This window comes from Enterococcus sp. DA9, from assembly GCF_008000875.1.
Taxonomy (GTDB): Bacteria; Bacillota; Bacilli; order Lactobacillales; family Enterococcaceae; genus Enterococcus_B; species Enterococcus_B lactis.
On sequence record NZ_CP042839.1, the window covers coordinates 202,501 to 216,708 of the forward strand.

Here is a 14,208-nt window from a genome sequence, read left to right on the forward strand (position 1 = left end):
GTCACTTTGCCCCCGAAGGGGAAGCTCTATCTCTAGAGTGGTCAAAGGATGTCAAGACCTGGTAAGGTTCTTCGCGTTGCTTCGAATTAAACCACATGCTCCACCGCTTGTGCGGGCCCCCGTCAATTCCTTTGAGTTTCAACCTTGCGGTCGTACTCCCCAGGCGGAGTGCTTAATGCGTTAGCTGCAGCACTGAAGGGCGGAAACCCTCCAACACTTAGCACTCATCGTTTACGGCGTGGACTACCAGGGTATCTAATCCTGTTTGCTCCCCACGCTTTCGAGCCTCAGCGTCAGTTACAGACCAGAGAGCCGCCTTCGCCACTGGTGTTCCTCCATATATCTACGCATTTCACCGCTACACATGGAATTCCACTCTCCTCTTCTGCACTCAAGTCTCCCAGTTTCCAATGACCCTCCCCGGTTGAGCCGGGGGCTTTCACATCAGACTTAAGAAACCGCCTGCGCTCGCTTTACGCCCAATAAATCCGGACAACGCTTGCCACCTACGTATTACCGCGGCTGCTGGCACGTAGTTAGCCGTGGCTTTCTGGTTAGATACCGTCAAGGGATGAACAGTTACTCTCATCCTTGTTCTTCTCTAACAACAGAGTTTTACGATCCGAAAACCTTCTTCACTCACGCGGCGTTGCTCGGTCAGACTTTCGTCCATTGCCGAAGATTCCCTACTGCTGCCTCCCGTAGGAGTTTGGGCCGTGTCTCAGTCCCAATGTGGCCGATCACCCTCTCAGGTCGGCTATGCATCGTGGCCTTGGTGAGCCGTTACCTCACCAACTAGCTAATGCACCGCGGGTCCATCCATCAGCGACACCCGAAAGCGCCTTTCAAATCAAAACCATGCGGTTTCGATTGTTATACGGTATTAGCACCTGTTTCCAAGTGTTATCCCCTTCTGATGGGCAGGTTACCCACGTGTTACTCACCCGTTCGCCACTCTTCTTTTTCCGGTGGAGCAAGCTCCGGTGGAAAAAGAAGCGTACGACTTGCATGTATTAGGCACGCCGCCAGCGTTCGTCCTGAGCCAGGATCAAACTCTCATAAAAAGTTCGAACAATCTTACGATTGTTAAGCTCAATTTGTTTGCTAGCATATTGCTTGCTTGTTAAAAATGTTTGTTGTCTTGAATTGAATCAAGACGCCCTACACATTTGGTTTGTCTTACTTTGTTCAGTTTTCAAAGGTCTACTTCATCGGAAATGTTTTTCCGATTTGTTTTGGCTGCCGTAGCAACTTTTATATCATATCAGAGTGACAAGTGATTGTCAACTCTTTTTTAAAAGTTTTTTCGATTTCGTTTTTCGAAATCTTTCAGCAACTCATTTATCATAACTTGTCGTTTGTTATTTGTCAAGAACTTTTTTGAAGTTTTTTTCGATAGAATCAAGCTTCGCAAGTTGTTCTTTTTTAACGACTCAGTTATCTTATCATGTCATCATAAACATGTCAATAACTATTTTTTAAGTTTTTTCAGAAACGTGATATAACGTCCACTTCGGAATCAACGCTGTTAAATTTATCATGTATTTCTTCCTTGGTCAACTATAAATTAAGCATTACTTTGTGAAATGATTTTTCGATCAATTATTATTATTCGTTATACAACCGTTTTCTACATATTTTGAAAACAAAATGCACTAAAAAATTATCTATAGCAGAACATTTCATTGTCTTTTTTGGATCAAACAATAAAAAAAAGAAGTTTGAAAAAAATTCAAACTTCTTTGCTCGCTTAATCTGTATTTTAGAAGAAAGGCACTCCCTCTACTTCGTAAGTTCCAAGAACAGAGCGCATTTGACCTGGTTCTTCCCAAATATATCCTTCGCCTAATTCTTCTCTTTGATTCTTTTGTTCAGTCTCAAAGACAAACAACGGAACATTTTCCTGATTAATATGTGTATTTGTCAATTCCATCAAACTAATCTTGCTAACATCGATATGAACTATTTCTTTTAAGAAATTAAGTATATTCGCTAAACCAGTCTTCCCTTCAGAAAGTTCCGCTAACGCAAATTCCAACTTGTCATCAATTGAATGGACCAAAAATTTTTTAGAACCATCCTCCAAATGCAACATAATTGTACCAGCAACTCTTTTGCTTGCCAAAATTTCCACCTCGATCACCTTGTTCTATGGCTTACATAAAAATTCTAGCACATTTTCAGAAAAAATACACACTTTTTATTTCTTATTTTCTTTCCGTTCTAATTCAGATAACGCTTCTTCTATCCAAATAGGTAACTGCTCCGCAATAGTGGCAAAACCGATTTTACGATTTTTATTCGTGAAATATCTTTTTCTACGATAAGGAACAGCTGGATTTGTTTTTTCTAATGTTCTTAAAGATAAACTGATTTTTTTGGAATATTCATCAATGTCGATGATCTGAACGGTTACTGGCTGCCCGACTTTTAACAATGAATGGATATTTTTCGTATAACCGGATTGTACTTCCGAAACATGAATAAGTCCTTGCGTCTCATTATCAAGAGAGACGAATGCCCCATAAGGCTGTATCCCTGTTACTTTTCCTTCAATTATTTGTCCAATTTTATAAGTCATCTACTTCCCTCTCTTCGCATTTATCATTATACTGTAAATAGCGCAAAAAAAGAAGCGACGAAAATGACTGGAGGTATTGAGATGATCGAATTTGATAAAAAGATTTCAAGAAAAGATACAGAAAGTGTAAAATGGGACGCGATTGCCGAGACATATCAAATGGATGATTTACTTCCTTTGTGGGTAGCAGATATGGATTTCTTATCTCCCGAGGGGGTAGCTAATGCGTTTAGTGAATACATCAAACACGGAATCTTTGGTTATGCCACTCTATCTGATAAACTCTATCAGGCTATCATTCATTGGGAACGTCAACGCCATGCTGTTGAGTTGACGAAAGAAAATATTGTTTTTACAAGTGGTGTGTTGACTAGTTTAGCTGCAGCAGTACAAACTTTTACAAAACCAGGCGATTCTATTTTGATTCATGACCCAGTTTATCCTCCATTTTCCTCTATTATAGAAACAAATCAACGTCACATTGTTCGAAGCTCTTTGCTAGAAAAAAATAATCATTTTGTCATGGACTTTTCTAACATGGAGAAAAAAATAGAAGAAAACAATGTAAAAGCAATGATCTTGTGCAACCCTCATAATCCAGGAGGTCGCGTTTGGAGCAAAGAAGAATTGAAACAGTTAAGCGAATTGTGTTTAAAACATCGAGTGTTTCTGTTTAGTGACGAAATCCATCAAGATTTGACTTTATTCGATCATACATTTACTTCCATGCTGACGATTAATCCCGATTTGGACGATTTGCTCATTGCCTTTACTTCTGCAACAAAGACTTTCAATTTAGCTGCAATCAAAAATTCAATGGTATTTATCAAAAATCCAGAGCTGAAAGCTAAATTTGAAAAACATCTAGTGATGAATCAACAGCACGAAATCAACACTTTTGGTTTGATTGGGACTCAAGCGGCTTATGAGACCGGTGGAGAATGGTTAAACCAATTGATTCCTTATCTAGAAAAAAATGTTCAAACAGTTAATCAGTTTTTTGAACAGCATCTTCCGAAAGTGAGAATAATGAGCCCTGAAGGAACTTATTTAATGTGGTTGGATTTTACCGCTTATATTTCAGACGACCAGAAATTAGAGAATACTCTAGTGAGAAAAGGAAAAGTCGTATTAAATCCTGGTATCACATTTGGTCCTTCCGGTCATGGACATATGCGCTTGAATATTGCTTGTCCAGAAGAAACTTTACTAGAAGGACTTCATCGAATCAAGCACGCTTTAGAAACAACCGAATAAATCAGTTATCAAAGTAAAAGGACGAGACCTTACTAGGTTTCGTCCTTTTCTATAAATACTCCGTATCATACCAAACTATTCTGAAATTTCGATTGTTTCAATCACTATGTCATGTACAGGGCGGTCTTGCGGACCACGTTGCACATTTGCAATTTCATCTACTGTATCCATTCCTTCCAGTACATGTCCAAAGACTGTATGTCGGAAATCTAACCAAGGGGTTCCGCCACCTTTATACGCTTCAATGATTTCTGATGGGAATCCAGCACCTTCCAATTGTCCAAGCATATTAGCTGGCACATTTGTGTTATTTACAATAAAGAATTGGCTTCCGTTTGTGTTTGGACCTGAATTTGCCATAGATAAAGCTCCGCGAAGGTTGAACAGTTCACGACTGAATTCATCTTCAAAACTTTCTCCATAAATACTTTCTCCACCCATTCCTGTTCCAGTTGGATCGCCGCCTTGAATCATGAAATCAGGAATAACACGGTGAAAAATCACGCCATCATAATAACCTTTTTTGGAAAGTTCAATGAAATTTTGAACCGTCTTCGGTGCTAGTTCAGGGAATAATTGGACAGTAATGTCACCACGGTTTGTTTTGATAACAGCTTTTGGTCCTTTTTCACTTTTTAAATCTAGTTGTGGGAATCCCATATTGTTTCCTCCTATTATTTGCATACTTCATAAATAATAATAACATAATACCTAACCTTCCGTAAAAATACTAGATTTGTTTTTCTTTATTTTTTCATCACTGCCTGCATTCCATGAATAAATTCTATGACTGACCATTTCAACTTCAAATATTTTTGAGAAGCATTCTCAATTAAATTCTGCTATAGTGTGAAAAGGGAGGAATTTTTTATGGAAATCTATGACATTACAATTATCGGTGCAGGTCCTGTAGGGATGTTTGCCGCTTTTTATGCAGGAATGCGCCAAGCTAAAACAAAAATCATTGACAGTCTACCTCAACTTGGTGGTCAATTAGCAACATTATATCCTGAAAAATATATTTACGATATCCCAGGTTATCCAGCAATCAAAGCAAGTGAATTAATCGATCAATTAGAAAAACAATTAACTACTTTTAATCATACATTTCATTTAAAAGAAGAAGTTCTCTCGCTTACTCGTGAAGACGAAGTTATCGAGATCACTACAAATAAAGGCATACATTATTCTAAAGCAGTCATTTTAACTTTAGGGAATGGTTCATTCCAGCCGAGAAAATTGAATTTAGATAATGCTGAAGCATTCGAAAACCACGGATTGGATTATTTCGTAAATGATTTGATGAAATACGCCGGAAAAAAAGTTGCTATTGCTGGAGGCGGCGATTCTGCTATCGATTGGGCATTGATGTTGGAGCCTATTGCAAGCGAAGTTTACCTGATCCATCGTCGTCCGGAATTCCGTGCGCATGAACATAGCGTATCGCGTTTGAAGTCTTCAACTGTCAACTTGCTTACTCCATATCTAATCGATGGATTGTCTGGCAACGCTGGAGAACTGTCAGACATCCGCTTAAAAAAAGTGAAGAGCGATGAAACAATTGATTTGATGATTGATGCTCTGATCGTCAATTATGGATTCACTTCTAATTTAGAACATCTCTCTTCTTGGGGACTTGATAGTACTAGAAATGCCATCACTGTAAAATCAGATATGTCTACTTCTATTCCAGGTGTTTATGCAGCTGGTGATATCTGTACCTATGAAGGAAAAGTGAAACTGATTGCTACTGGGCTCGGTGAAGCACCTACCGCAGTGAACAATGCTTTACACTACATTAATCCAAAAGAACGGACTCAGCCTGGTCACAGCACAAGCTTATATGATAAAAATCTTCGGCCTAGTTGATTTTTTAAGATTCCTCTGCATTTCAAGCGAGATCCAAAAGCAGTTTCTTGCATTTTTTTCATGTTCCGTTAACATGAAATAGAGAAAGAAAAAATAAAGGGGGAGCAATAATATGGTCGTCAAAACTGAGACTTTAGAAGAAAAGGCAAGAGAACTATTGAAAGAACGTGGCGTAACTGTAGAAGATATCGCACAACTTGTCATGTTTTTACAAAAAGACTATATTTCTGATTTGACTTTGGCAGATTGTACTGAAAGTGTCAACAGCGTATTAACAAAACGTGAAGTACATAACGCCATTATCACCGGAATCCAATTAGATATATTAGCAGAAAAGAAAAGATTGATGGATCCGTTGCAACACATTATCGAAGATGACGAAGGTCTTTACGGTATCGATGAGATCTTAGCTTTATCAATCGTGAATGTTTACGGTACGATTGGCTTTACGAACTATGGCTATATCGATAAAGTGAAACCGGGTATTTTAAAAGAACTAAACAGCCACGATGGCGTTCATGTCCATACCTTCTTAGATGATATCGTCGGAGCAATCGCTGCTGCTGCTGCCAGTCGATTAGCACACAAAGAACCAGAAAAAAGAAGTCGACTTACTCAATAAATCAAAAAAAGAAAGAAAACGTCTATTTAGACGAGTTCTTTCTTTTTTGTTTGTTTCAAACTATTTTTCCCTAAGAAAAGAAAAATAGCAAAAAATACTTCTAATACTACAAAGAACAAGATAAAGCTATGCATGAAAAATTCTTCTGGAAGTACATTGATGATTGGATCAGTTACAGGATCGAATAACCAGTCATCGTTGTTGAAAAACGTTTCATGAAAAAGGATAAAAAAGCGATCAAATCCAATCATCATGAAAAAACCAAAAATGACTGGCAGCAACATGCCAATCTGAAACGGACGAATCAATCGCCAAAGACGATCATTCTTTTGCAAATATCTGATAAACAAAATACTTGGGATCAGAGTGATGAAAAATACAGCATAATCCACTAAAAACAAAATTTTCACTTCATAAAAATGATGAGCTCCGCTAGCAGAAACTGGAAAGTCCGGCAAACTGAGGACTGTTTGGAAGGGATTATTAAGATAATTCATCAGGTGATCAAAATTTTTCAGTAATGTCTCTTGGTCTAAAGAAGTATAATCCAAAATATGCAAATGTCCGATATCAAATACATACAGCGGTCGAAAATTGATCGTCACTCCAACTGCCAAACTGATCAGTGTCAGAAACAGGCTGAATAATCCGGCATATTCCAACCACCGCCATCTCGAATTTTTCATATTAGAAGCTCCATTCATCCAATGATCGTTTCACAAAGGTAGCTGGGATAGGCAGCCCAGGTACATCTTCTTCTTTTGTGAAACCTGATAAAACGAGCAAAGTATCGATATTATTACGTATCCCTGCTTGGATATCTGTTTCATAGTTATCTCCAACCATGATTACTTCTTCTTTTTGCAGACCTAATACTTCAACGGCTTTATCCATAATGATTGCTTCTGGTTTTCCGATATAAATTGGTGGAGTTTGGGTTGCTGTCTCGACGAAAGAGATGACTGACCCAGCTCCAGGAAGAAGACCACGTTCTGTAGGGATATTCTTATCCGGATTCGTTCCAATGAAAGTAGCCCCTTTTTGAATAGCAAGAGTTGCTTTGACGACCTTTTCATAGGTCAAATAATTATCTAGCCCTACTACTACATAGTCAGGAACCTCTTCTTCCCATGTAAATCCGGCAGCTAAAATCAAGTCAATTAATCCGGCTTCTCCGATAACATACACTTTTTTTCCTTTTCCATCTGCTTTCATGAAATCAATTGTAGCCAAAGTAGCTGTATAAACTGTTTCTGGTGCTACATGAATGTCAAACTCATCTGCTAGACGATTAGCCACTGTTTCTGGCGACTTAGTCGTGTTATTCGTAACAAATAAGAAAGGCAATTTCCTTTTTTGTAATTCTTCCACAAACCGTTTCCCTGCCGGTATAGGTTCCGTCCCGCGATAAATCGTCCCGTCTAAATCAATTAAATATCCTTTATAGTCCATTCATCCACTACTCTTCCCTTTTTCTTATCGTAAATGCTGTTTTTGTTTTTTCCACTTGATTAGATTGTTCTTGTTTTTTTACTTTTTCAGAGGTTTTTGCTGACTCTGTTTTTCGATTTTTAATAACCGGTTTTTTACGATTAGATGTGACTGGTCCTTTTTTCTCATCGATATACGCACGATTATGGTTTTTTTTCTTTTTTCGGCGCTGAGTTGTCTTTTCTTTTTTACCGCCGATTCTTTCGATGACAAAATACGCACAACCAAAATTGCAATATTCGTAAAGATAGTCTTCCAATGAATCAATTCGCTGATCCGGATGCGCCCGTCGATTATCCGCTCGGAAGAATCCTTTTAAACGTAGTTGTTCATAACCCCAATCTCCTACGATATAATCATATCGGGCTAGTACATCACTGTATCGTTCTCCCAGTTTTTCTGCATTAAATCCTTCACGATAATCGGACACAAGCCGATAATGTCTTTCGCCTACCAAAAAATTACTGTCATCTAACAGCGTCACTACTTCACCTTTGACTTTTTCTGCTTTCGGCTCCTCGACGATTTCTTCCAAAGCAGCTGTCAATTCTTCTGTGACTGTTGTTTCCTGTTCAGCTGATGATTTTTTCTTAGCAATTTCTGTTTTATGCTCAACGTTCTGCTGTTCATTTTGTTTTGCAGACATGCGTTCACCACCTATCTTTTTTATTATACCTTGTTTTTATTTGATTGGGTAGTGAGCTTTCAAGTAATCTCCTACCACGCTTCGGATAAATTCAGGAAACAAAAATTCATTTTTTCCAACAATTTCGATCGTTGGAAAAAATGGGACAAACATTAGATGATCGACGGTAGTAAAAGTATAATTTTTAGTCAGATCGACTGGCTTATTCTTCCAAAAAACTTGATGGTTAACGGAGTCATACATGATTCCATTATAGACCATCTGTCCAAAAATCTTGCCGCGAAATCCCATTCCCTTCATCGGATAGTTACGTAAAAACTGACGATTTTTTTCTATTTCTAAAACTAAACGAATCAGATCATTTCCACCCAATGTGACATTCAGCAAGTGCATTGGATGCGGCAATGCCGTGTGAAGCTGATCCTGGTTGACCCGACCTTTTGGAATTTCAGTTAAAAACAGACCACTGTTTAATATTGCGGCGTCCGTCTTTCCTCGTTCTTTTACCGCCTCAAGGGCTACTTGGATAAACGAATGCTCACTGAAGATATCTAGGCTTAAAGAAAACGGCAAATCCGCTACTTCTTTTTCTTTTAGCAGCTCATGCCCCTGTTCTAAGTAACCGTTTACCTCTTGTTCATCTTCTGTAAAAGCTGTCATTGTTTCTGTAGGGATGGCTTTGGCCGAATGCTTAAGGATTTTTTTTTCTTCATCGATGGTTAAATGGACTTCTCCTACATATTGACCGTATTTGCCAGCTGCTGCTATTTGGACATCGTTGACTACATGACCTTCTCTGAATAAATGATGGGTGTGCGAACCTAAAATAACATCAATTGCTGGTATTTCTTTTGCAATTTGTAAATCATCTTGAATCCCGAGATGACTCATCAAAACTAAAACATCCACTTGTGGACGTAAATTTTCGACTAATTCCGGCAAAATATCATATGGATTGCGTATGTCCCAGCCATTTGGATTATACGTAAGCGGGAACGGGGCAGTAAATGCAATCAAGCCAATTTTTGTCTGGTGTTTCGTTGTAATGATTTTATACGGTTTCGTCCATATCGGTGGCTGCAACGTATTTTTATCAAACAAGTTATCAAGGATGATATCAAACTCAGCATGATCATATAAGTGGTTTAGATCTTCTTTGGAATTTCCTACGCCTTCATTGTTTCCTATCGTCGCTGCATCATAACCAACTTCATTCATCAGCAAGATATTCGCCTGTCCATTCGTTGCCTCTGATAATGGATGCCAACGATCCACAAAATCACCTAGATCGACTGCAATCGTTGTCGTATTTTCTTTCTTTTCGTTTTCTCGTTTACGCTGATCTAAGAATCTTCTGATCCTTGGCCAATTTTCTAAATGTGAATGCAGATCATTCGTATGTAAAATCACTATTTTTTCCATGTGTCCTCTCGCCTCTCTTTATCTTCATCATACCACAGGCAGCTTTTTCTTCCATTGAAACAAGCTCCATTTCAGAGCTTTTCCTGTCTCGAAGCAAATTACATAAGTATAATATTCGATAAAATAGTCTGGCTAAAAGAACGAAAAACTATTCAGTTTTACAGCCTAATTATTTCTAGAAATAAAAAAAACAGACCCGAAAGTCTGTCGTCGTTTCATTATAATCAGACACATGGCGGAACCTGCTTAGTGCTGCTTCCTTCCAGACCTGACACGCTTCACAAGCCCACCATTGTCCTAGCCTTTCGGCAAAGAATAGTATACCTTATTTTTCATTCGTTGACCAGTCTTTTTTTAATTTCTTTTTTCGCTGACGTAGCTTTCGGAAAAAGTCAGTCAAAACCCTTCCGCATTCGTCTTCTAAAATGCCACCTTCTACATACGCTTGATGGTTGAATCGTTCGTCTTCCAAAAGATTCATCAAAGTGCCGGCTGTTCCGCCTTTCGGGTCATATGCACCGAAATAAACTTCTGCTACACGAGACAAAATCATCGCGCCACTGCACATAGGGCAAGGTTCCAAGGTAACAAAAAGCGACGCATTTTCTAAGCGCCAACTTCCAACTTTTTCACAGGCTTCCTTGATTGCAAGCATTTCTGCATGTGTAGTAGCATCTTGTGTCGTTTCTCTAAGGTTATATCCTTTTCCAATCACTTCTCCCTCTAATACAACCACTGCTCCAATCGGAACTTCATGGAGCACTTCTGCTTTTTTTGCTTCTGCCAATGCAAGGCGCATCCATTTTTCTTTATCTACTGCATCAAGATTTGTATTAACCAATTAACCTTCCCTGCCTTTGTTTTTTCTTGTTTTACTTTAGCATATGACAAAAAGGCTGTAACTAACTTTTTTTTCTATGGTAAAATAAATACAAGAGGTGAACAAGATGAAAATGAATAAATTACTTGCTCTTTACCCACAAGCACAGAAAAAAAACTGTCCAGCGTCAGAAGCTGATATCCTTTCTTTTGCAGTTGATGATGCTTTTATTTGGATTAAAAGCGATTCACTATCCCAACAAGAAACTAGTCTTTTGAAAGCGTTATTCCCTATAGTCAGCGATCAAAAAAAACATCCGTGGTATCACTATCTTTTTAAAGATGCTTCTTGCATCCAAGAAAAAAGCTTTCGTTTGATCCAGCTTCACGTCGAATCGAAAGGAGAATTCTTAAAAAAAGAATGGCAAGATACTATTTTGGAATTATTTCGCTATTCTGCTGATTTCTTCTTTTATACAGACACTGATGCTCTTTTGATCGAACAAAAAAATTGTGATTATCTTGATGCTGCTGAGATCAATGGTATTTTTCTATCTTTAGATGCTGATTTTGATACGACAACATCTGTATTCGTTGGTTCTTTTCATTCACCAGGTAGCGACCTTGTCCCTTTGTTTGCTGAAGAAAGAAGAATTTTTTTAACAGAGCAAAACAATCTCTATACTCACAGCCGTACTTTTTCTATGCAAGATGTTGCTTTACATTACTATACAAAAGATGTCATGAAAGATAGTGCGTTGATCAAAAGTTACATAGAACTGATCAAACAAAATGAAATGGAAGAGATCATTCAAGAATTATGGAATGAATTAGGTAATGTCAGCTCTGCTGCAAAAACGCTGTTTCTTCATCGGAATACGCTAAAATATCGAATCGAAAAATTTCAAGAACAATCAGGTTTCAATCTAAAAAAAGCCAATGATTTACTGTTTTGCTACCTTTTATTGATTCATGAGCATGATTAAAGATAAGTTAAAGGGGTTATGACAATAAATTTTGTCACAACCCCTTATTTCAAATGAATAGTGTTCAAAAGCTAGTTTCTCTTACATCATTTTTTCAACAAAATGCATAAGCCGATCTTTTACGTCTTCGGTTGAGTCTTTGATGGAATCACCGTAAACAGAGATTTTCTTTTTTCCTGATTTTATTTTTGCTAACATCCCCATCAAAGAATCCAAGTCACTATCTGACAGATCATCTACGATTTCCATCAATTTTTCATTTCCATCGAATTTGTCGTGGACGAATTTTTTTACTTTTGTCCGAGTAGTCATATGATGGATCTTTTCCATTACTTTTCCCGATACGACGACTGCTGTCGCTACACTGGCAGCGGCTGCTACGCTTAATCCAATTGTTACTTTTGTTGATGTTTTCATAAGTATCAGCTCCTTTTTATCTACTTCAATCATAGCATAGACAAAAAAATAAACGAACTAATCCACTCATCGAAATCAGCGAAATCTTAATCCTTTAGGAAAAAAGTTCTTTACTGTTCCTTTTACTTGTTTACCAAAACCGACAGGTATCTTATCCAATACTAATAAAACCCATCCTTGATCCCCATCACGTTGAAATGTTTCTCCTGCTGTGTAAGATTGCCATTCCTTTTGAGTGATCGACAAACAAGGGATGTTTTCTGTCTTTTTCATAGCAAGTGCTAAGGCATAGCTAGGTTCAAATCGATTCTTTTTGAAATCTCCTAAATGCAAACCTGTACGCATGACTTTCAAACCATCAAGAGAAGGGAGCAACTCAGGAACTTCCCAAAGATGATCGTTGAACACTAAAAGTCTCCCAGTGATTTCATAATGGAAATCCATTGAAAATTCCGTCCAAAGTTTTTCCTGTTCTTTTGTCAATTCTTCTTTCCGTTTCTTACGTACTTTCTTTTCTTTACGTGTTGGGTTTTGTCCATGAAAAGTCAACTTTGCGACAAAATGCCCTTCTCCTTGATTTTCATGAGGCCATATACGTACTGTTTTGTCCAAACCATCTACGCTTCCCCATTCAGGACGTCCTGAACTAACGGTTTGAGACAAAGGGATTTCTTCAATTGTTACTGGATAATTTTCTACAAGCCAGCTAATAATCTCTTCATTTTCTTCTGGTGCAAACGTACAGGTAGAGTAGATCAGCTGCCCTTCATGTTTTAGCATCTTTATTGCTGAAGACAAAATCTCTTGCTGACGTTTTTGACAGTGTAGCGGAGATTCTTCTGTCCACTCTTTTACTGCATTCGGATCTTTTCTGAACATCCCTTCCCCTGAACAAGGCGCATCAACCACGATCCGATCAAAAAAACCGGAAAAATGAGGAACAAGCTCTGCAGGTGCATGATTTGTCACTATTGCGTTCGAAACTCCCCATCGTTCTATATTTTCTGATAGGATCTTCGCGCGTTTCGGAAATATCTCATTTGACACTAACAACCCTTTGCCTCTCATTTGAGCAGCTAATTGGGTCGATTTACCGCCGGGAGCCGCACACAAATCCAACACTTTTTCTCCTGGTTTTGCTGCAGCAGCTGTTCCAACGATCATTGCACTTGGTTCTTGGCTATATTCGTACCCAGCTTGATGGAGGAAAGACTTTCCATTCACGGTGCCAAGAAATCCCTCATTGCTGTAGGGAGCGGGTTGCAATTCTTCGCTATGGTAAGTTTGAACCATAGCCAATCCTGCCGGTTTTAGTGGGTTCCACCGAAATCCTTTTTTTGCGCTTCCTTGCTCAAGTGCGCAAAAAAATTCAGTTGATTCTTCTCCTAAAAGAAGACGATATTTTTTGATAAATTGCTGTGGTAACGTTGTAGCTTCCTCCTTCATTCAAATGTTTCGTTAGACATTTTACAATCTTTTTTACGAAAAATAAAGGTGGCTGATCTACTTTTTCATGTTGCTTCCTAAGATAACTGTTCCTTTAAGATACTTTCCAAGTATTCATCCGTCACCTCATTTTTATCCCAAACAGCGTTCATCGTTTCAAAAAAATCTTGAGAAAAATTATCTGAGCTCAAACTTCCCAATGCATTAAGCCAAAGCAATTCAAGCAACTTTTCCTCTTTGATTTTCGTGTGGCCTTTGATGTATGAAAAAAATGGCCGTTTAAATAGCGAATTCATGTCTAATTCAGATTTTGCAATGATTCCACGGATACTTTCATGGATAGAAAAAAAATCTTTCAGCAAGTAGACTGTGCTTAGAACATCATTGGAATTGCATTCAGCTAAGTATCGTTCAAAGCAAACAGTGATTTCTTCTAATATTTTCTCCTTTAACCCGCTGATCGATTTGAAATGTGTATAAATCGGATATGTAGAGCACCCGCAGAAATCCGCCAAATCTCTTGCAGTAATTGATTTCATTCCATATTCTTCCACATATACCATACTTTTGAACAGCAAATATTCTTTACTATAATTTGTTACTCTCCCCATCATTCTTACCTCCGTCCCTCTTCATCTACCCTCTAATAAAT

The 14,208-nt window shown here is 38.2% G+C and carries 15 protein-coding genes, 1 rRNA gene and 1 other RNA gene (1 of these 17 only partly in view); 4 read left to right on the top strand and 13 right to left on the bottom strand.

Annotated elements, in window-relative coordinates:
* The 3 genes from FTX43_RS01810 to FTX43_RS01820 form a co-directional block, all read right to left on the bottom strand.
* A 16S ribosomal RNA gene (locus tag FTX43_RS01810) occupies window positions 1-1,064 on the bottom strand (it extends 496 nt beyond the left edge of the window).
* 698 nt (window positions 1,065-1,762) lie between these two features.
* On the bottom strand, window positions 1,763-2,125 hold the full coding sequence (locus FTX43_RS01815; RefSeq protein ID WP_002310196.1) for a hypothetical protein: 363 nt from the start codon (window positions 2,123-2,125) through the stop codon (window positions 1,763-1,765).
* Between the two features lie 75 nt (window positions 2,126-2,200).
* Complete coding sequence (locus FTX43_RS01820; protein ID WP_002290989.1) at window positions 2,201-2,581, bottom strand: CvfD/Ygs/GSP13 family RNA-binding post-transcriptional regulator; 381 nt, start codon at window positions 2,579-2,581, stop codon at window positions 2,201-2,203.
* Window positions 2,582-2,644: 63 nt separating this feature from the next.
* On the opposite strand from FTX43_RS01820, the gene FTX43_RS01825 reads away from it, so the two are divergent.
* Window positions 2,645-3,838 carry a MalY/PatB family protein gene (locus FTX43_RS01825; protein ID WP_002310195.1) on the top strand — a complete coding sequence of 398 codons (1,194 nt, stop codon included), beginning with the start codon at window positions 2,645-2,647 and terminating at the stop codon, window positions 3,836-3,838.
* Between the two features lie 75 nt (window positions 3,839-3,913).
* On the opposite strand, the gene FTX43_RS01830 is transcribed toward FTX43_RS01825, so the two are convergent.
* The gene (locus FTX43_RS01830) at window positions 3,914-4,498 is read right to left on the bottom strand and encodes a peptidylprolyl isomerase (RefSeq protein WP_002310193.1); all 585 of its coding nucleotides are present in this window, start codon (window positions 4,496-4,498) and stop codon (window positions 3,914-3,916) included.
* A 210-nt stretch (window positions 4,499-4,708) separates the two neighbouring features.
* Here FTX43_RS01830 and FTX43_RS01835 point away from each other — a divergent pair, with 210 nt between their 5' ends.
* Together FTX43_RS01835 and FTX43_RS01840 are read left to right on the top strand one after the other, a co-directional pair.
* Window positions 4,709-5,707, top strand: a complete 999-nt coding sequence (locus FTX43_RS01835) for an NAD(P)/FAD-dependent oxidoreductase (RefSeq protein ID WP_002310191.1) — start codon at window positions 4,709-4,711, stop codon at window positions 5,705-5,707.
* Window positions 5,708-5,819: 112 nt separating this feature from the next.
* On the top strand, window positions 5,820-6,329 hold the full coding sequence (locus FTX43_RS01840) for a phosphatidylglycerophosphatase A (RefSeq protein ID WP_002290997.1): 510 nt from the start codon (window positions 5,820-5,822) through the stop codon (window positions 6,327-6,329).
* Window positions 6,330-6,355: 26 nt separating this feature from the next.
* Here FTX43_RS01840 and FTX43_RS01845 read toward each other — a convergent pair whose 3' ends face one another.
* The 6 genes from FTX43_RS01845 to tadA form a co-directional block, all read right to left on the bottom strand.
* A complete protein-coding gene (locus FTX43_RS01845; protein WP_002310190.1) occupies window positions 6,356-7,015 on the bottom strand; it encodes a TIGR01906 family membrane protein in 660 nt (219 codons plus the stop codon).
* 1 nt (window position 7,016) lies between these two features.
* Window positions 7,017-7,781: a TIGR01457 family HAD-type hydrolase gene (locus FTX43_RS01850; protein ID WP_002310189.1), complete on the bottom strand. Its 765-nt coding sequence runs from the start codon at window positions 7,779-7,781 to the stop codon at window positions 7,017-7,019.
* Window positions 7,782-7,788: 7 nt separating this feature from the next.
* Window positions 7,789-8,466, bottom strand: coding sequence for a YutD family protein (locus FTX43_RS01855; RefSeq protein WP_002310188.1), 678 nt, complete (start codon window positions 8,464-8,466; stop codon window positions 7,789-7,791).
* A gap of 36 nt (window positions 8,467-8,502) precedes the next feature.
* Window positions 8,503-9,888: a bifunctional UDP-sugar hydrolase/5'-nucleotidase gene (locus FTX43_RS01860; RefSeq protein WP_147606690.1), complete on the bottom strand. Its 1,386-nt coding sequence runs from the start codon at window positions 9,886-9,888 to the stop codon at window positions 8,503-8,505.
* 218 nt (window positions 9,889-10,106) lie between these two features.
* An RNA gene (gene ffs / locus FTX43_RS01865) (signal recognition particle sRNA small type) lies at window positions 10,107-10,191 on the bottom strand.
* Between the two features lie 22 nt (window positions 10,192-10,213).
* Window positions 10,214-10,729: a tRNA adenosine(34) deaminase TadA gene (gene tadA / locus FTX43_RS01870; RefSeq protein WP_002310186.1), complete on the bottom strand. Its 516-nt coding sequence runs from the start codon at window positions 10,727-10,729 to the stop codon at window positions 10,214-10,216.
* 106 nt (window positions 10,730-10,835) lie between these two features.
* Between tadA and FTX43_RS01875 the strand changes: the two genes are divergently transcribed.
* A complete protein-coding gene (locus tag FTX43_RS01875; RefSeq protein WP_002310185.1) occupies window positions 10,836-11,693 on the top strand; it encodes a helix-turn-helix domain-containing protein in 858 nt (285 codons plus the stop codon).
* Between the two features lie 81 nt (window positions 11,694-11,774).
* Here the strand turns inward: FTX43_RS01875 and FTX43_RS01880 are convergent, their stop codons facing one another.
* From FTX43_RS01880 to FTX43_RS01890, 3 genes are all read right to left on the bottom strand, one after another.
* The gene (locus FTX43_RS01880) at window positions 11,775-12,110 is read right to left on the bottom strand and encodes a hypothetical protein (protein ID WP_002291007.1); all 336 of its coding nucleotides are present in this window, start codon (window positions 12,108-12,110) and stop codon (window positions 11,775-11,777) included.
* 75 nt (window positions 12,111-12,185) lie between these two features.
* Window positions 12,186-13,556: an RsmF rRNA methyltransferase first C-terminal domain-containing protein gene (locus FTX43_RS01885; RefSeq protein ID WP_002310183.1), complete on the bottom strand. Its 1,371-nt coding sequence runs from the start codon at window positions 13,554-13,556 to the stop codon at window positions 12,186-12,188.
* Window positions 13,557-13,633: 77 nt separating this feature from the next.
* Window positions 13,634-14,170 carry a TetR/AcrR family transcriptional regulator gene (locus tag FTX43_RS01890; protein WP_002310182.1) on the bottom strand — a complete coding sequence of 179 codons (537 nt, stop codon included), beginning with the start codon at window positions 14,168-14,170 and terminating at the stop codon, window positions 13,634-13,636.
* Window positions 14,171-14,208 lie beyond the last annotated feature (38 nt).

Bases quoted from the DNA above. Each gene is read 5' to 3' on its own strand.
- FTX43_RS01875 (WP_002310185.1), top strand. From the start codon at position 10,836: ATGAAAATGAATAAATTACTTGCTCTTTACCCACAAGCACAGAAAAAA.
- FTX43_RS01860 (WP_147606690.1), bottom strand. From the start codon at position 9,888: ATGGAAAAAATAGTGATTTTACATACGAATGATCTGCATTCACATTTA.
- FTX43_RS01855 (WP_002310188.1), bottom strand. From the start codon at position 8,466: ATGTCTGCAAAACAAAATGAACAGCAGAACGTTGAGCATAAAACAGAA.
- FTX43_RS01885 (WP_002310183.1), bottom strand. From the start codon at position 13,556: ATGAAGGAGGAAGCTACAACGTTACCACAGCAATTTATCAAAAAATAT.
- FTX43_RS01820 (WP_002290989.1), bottom strand. From the start codon at position 2,581: ATGACTTATAAAATTGGACAAATAATTGAAGGAAAAGTAACAGGGATA.
- FTX43_RS01845 (WP_002310190.1), bottom strand. From the start codon at position 7,015: ATGAAAAATTCGAGATGGCGGTGGTTGGAATATGCCGGATTATTCAGC.
- FTX43_RS01850 (WP_002310189.1), bottom strand. From the start codon at position 7,781: ATGGACTATAAAGGATATTTAATTGATTTAGACGGGACGATTTATCGC.
- FTX43_RS01880 (WP_002291007.1), bottom strand. From the start codon at position 12,110: ATGAAAACATCAACAAAAGTAACAATTGGATTAAGCGTAGCAGCCGCT.
- FTX43_RS01835 (WP_002310191.1), top strand. From the start codon at position 4,709: ATGGAAATCTATGACATTACAATTATCGGTGCAGGTCCTGTAGGGATG.
- FTX43_RS01830 (WP_002310193.1), bottom strand. From the start codon at position 4,498: ATGGGATTCCCACAACTAGATTTAAAAAGTGAAAAAGGACCAAAAGCT.
- FTX43_RS01825 (WP_002310195.1), top strand. From the start codon at position 2,645: ATGACTGGAGGTATTGAGATGATCGAATTTGATAAAAAGATTTCAAGA.
- FTX43_RS01840 (WP_002290997.1), top strand. From the start codon at position 5,820: ATGGTCGTCAAAACTGAGACTTTAGAAGAAAAGGCAAGAGAACTATTG.
- FTX43_RS01890 (WP_002310182.1), bottom strand. From the start codon at position 14,170: ATGATGGGGAGAGTAACAAATTATAGTAAAGAATATTTGCTGTTCAAA.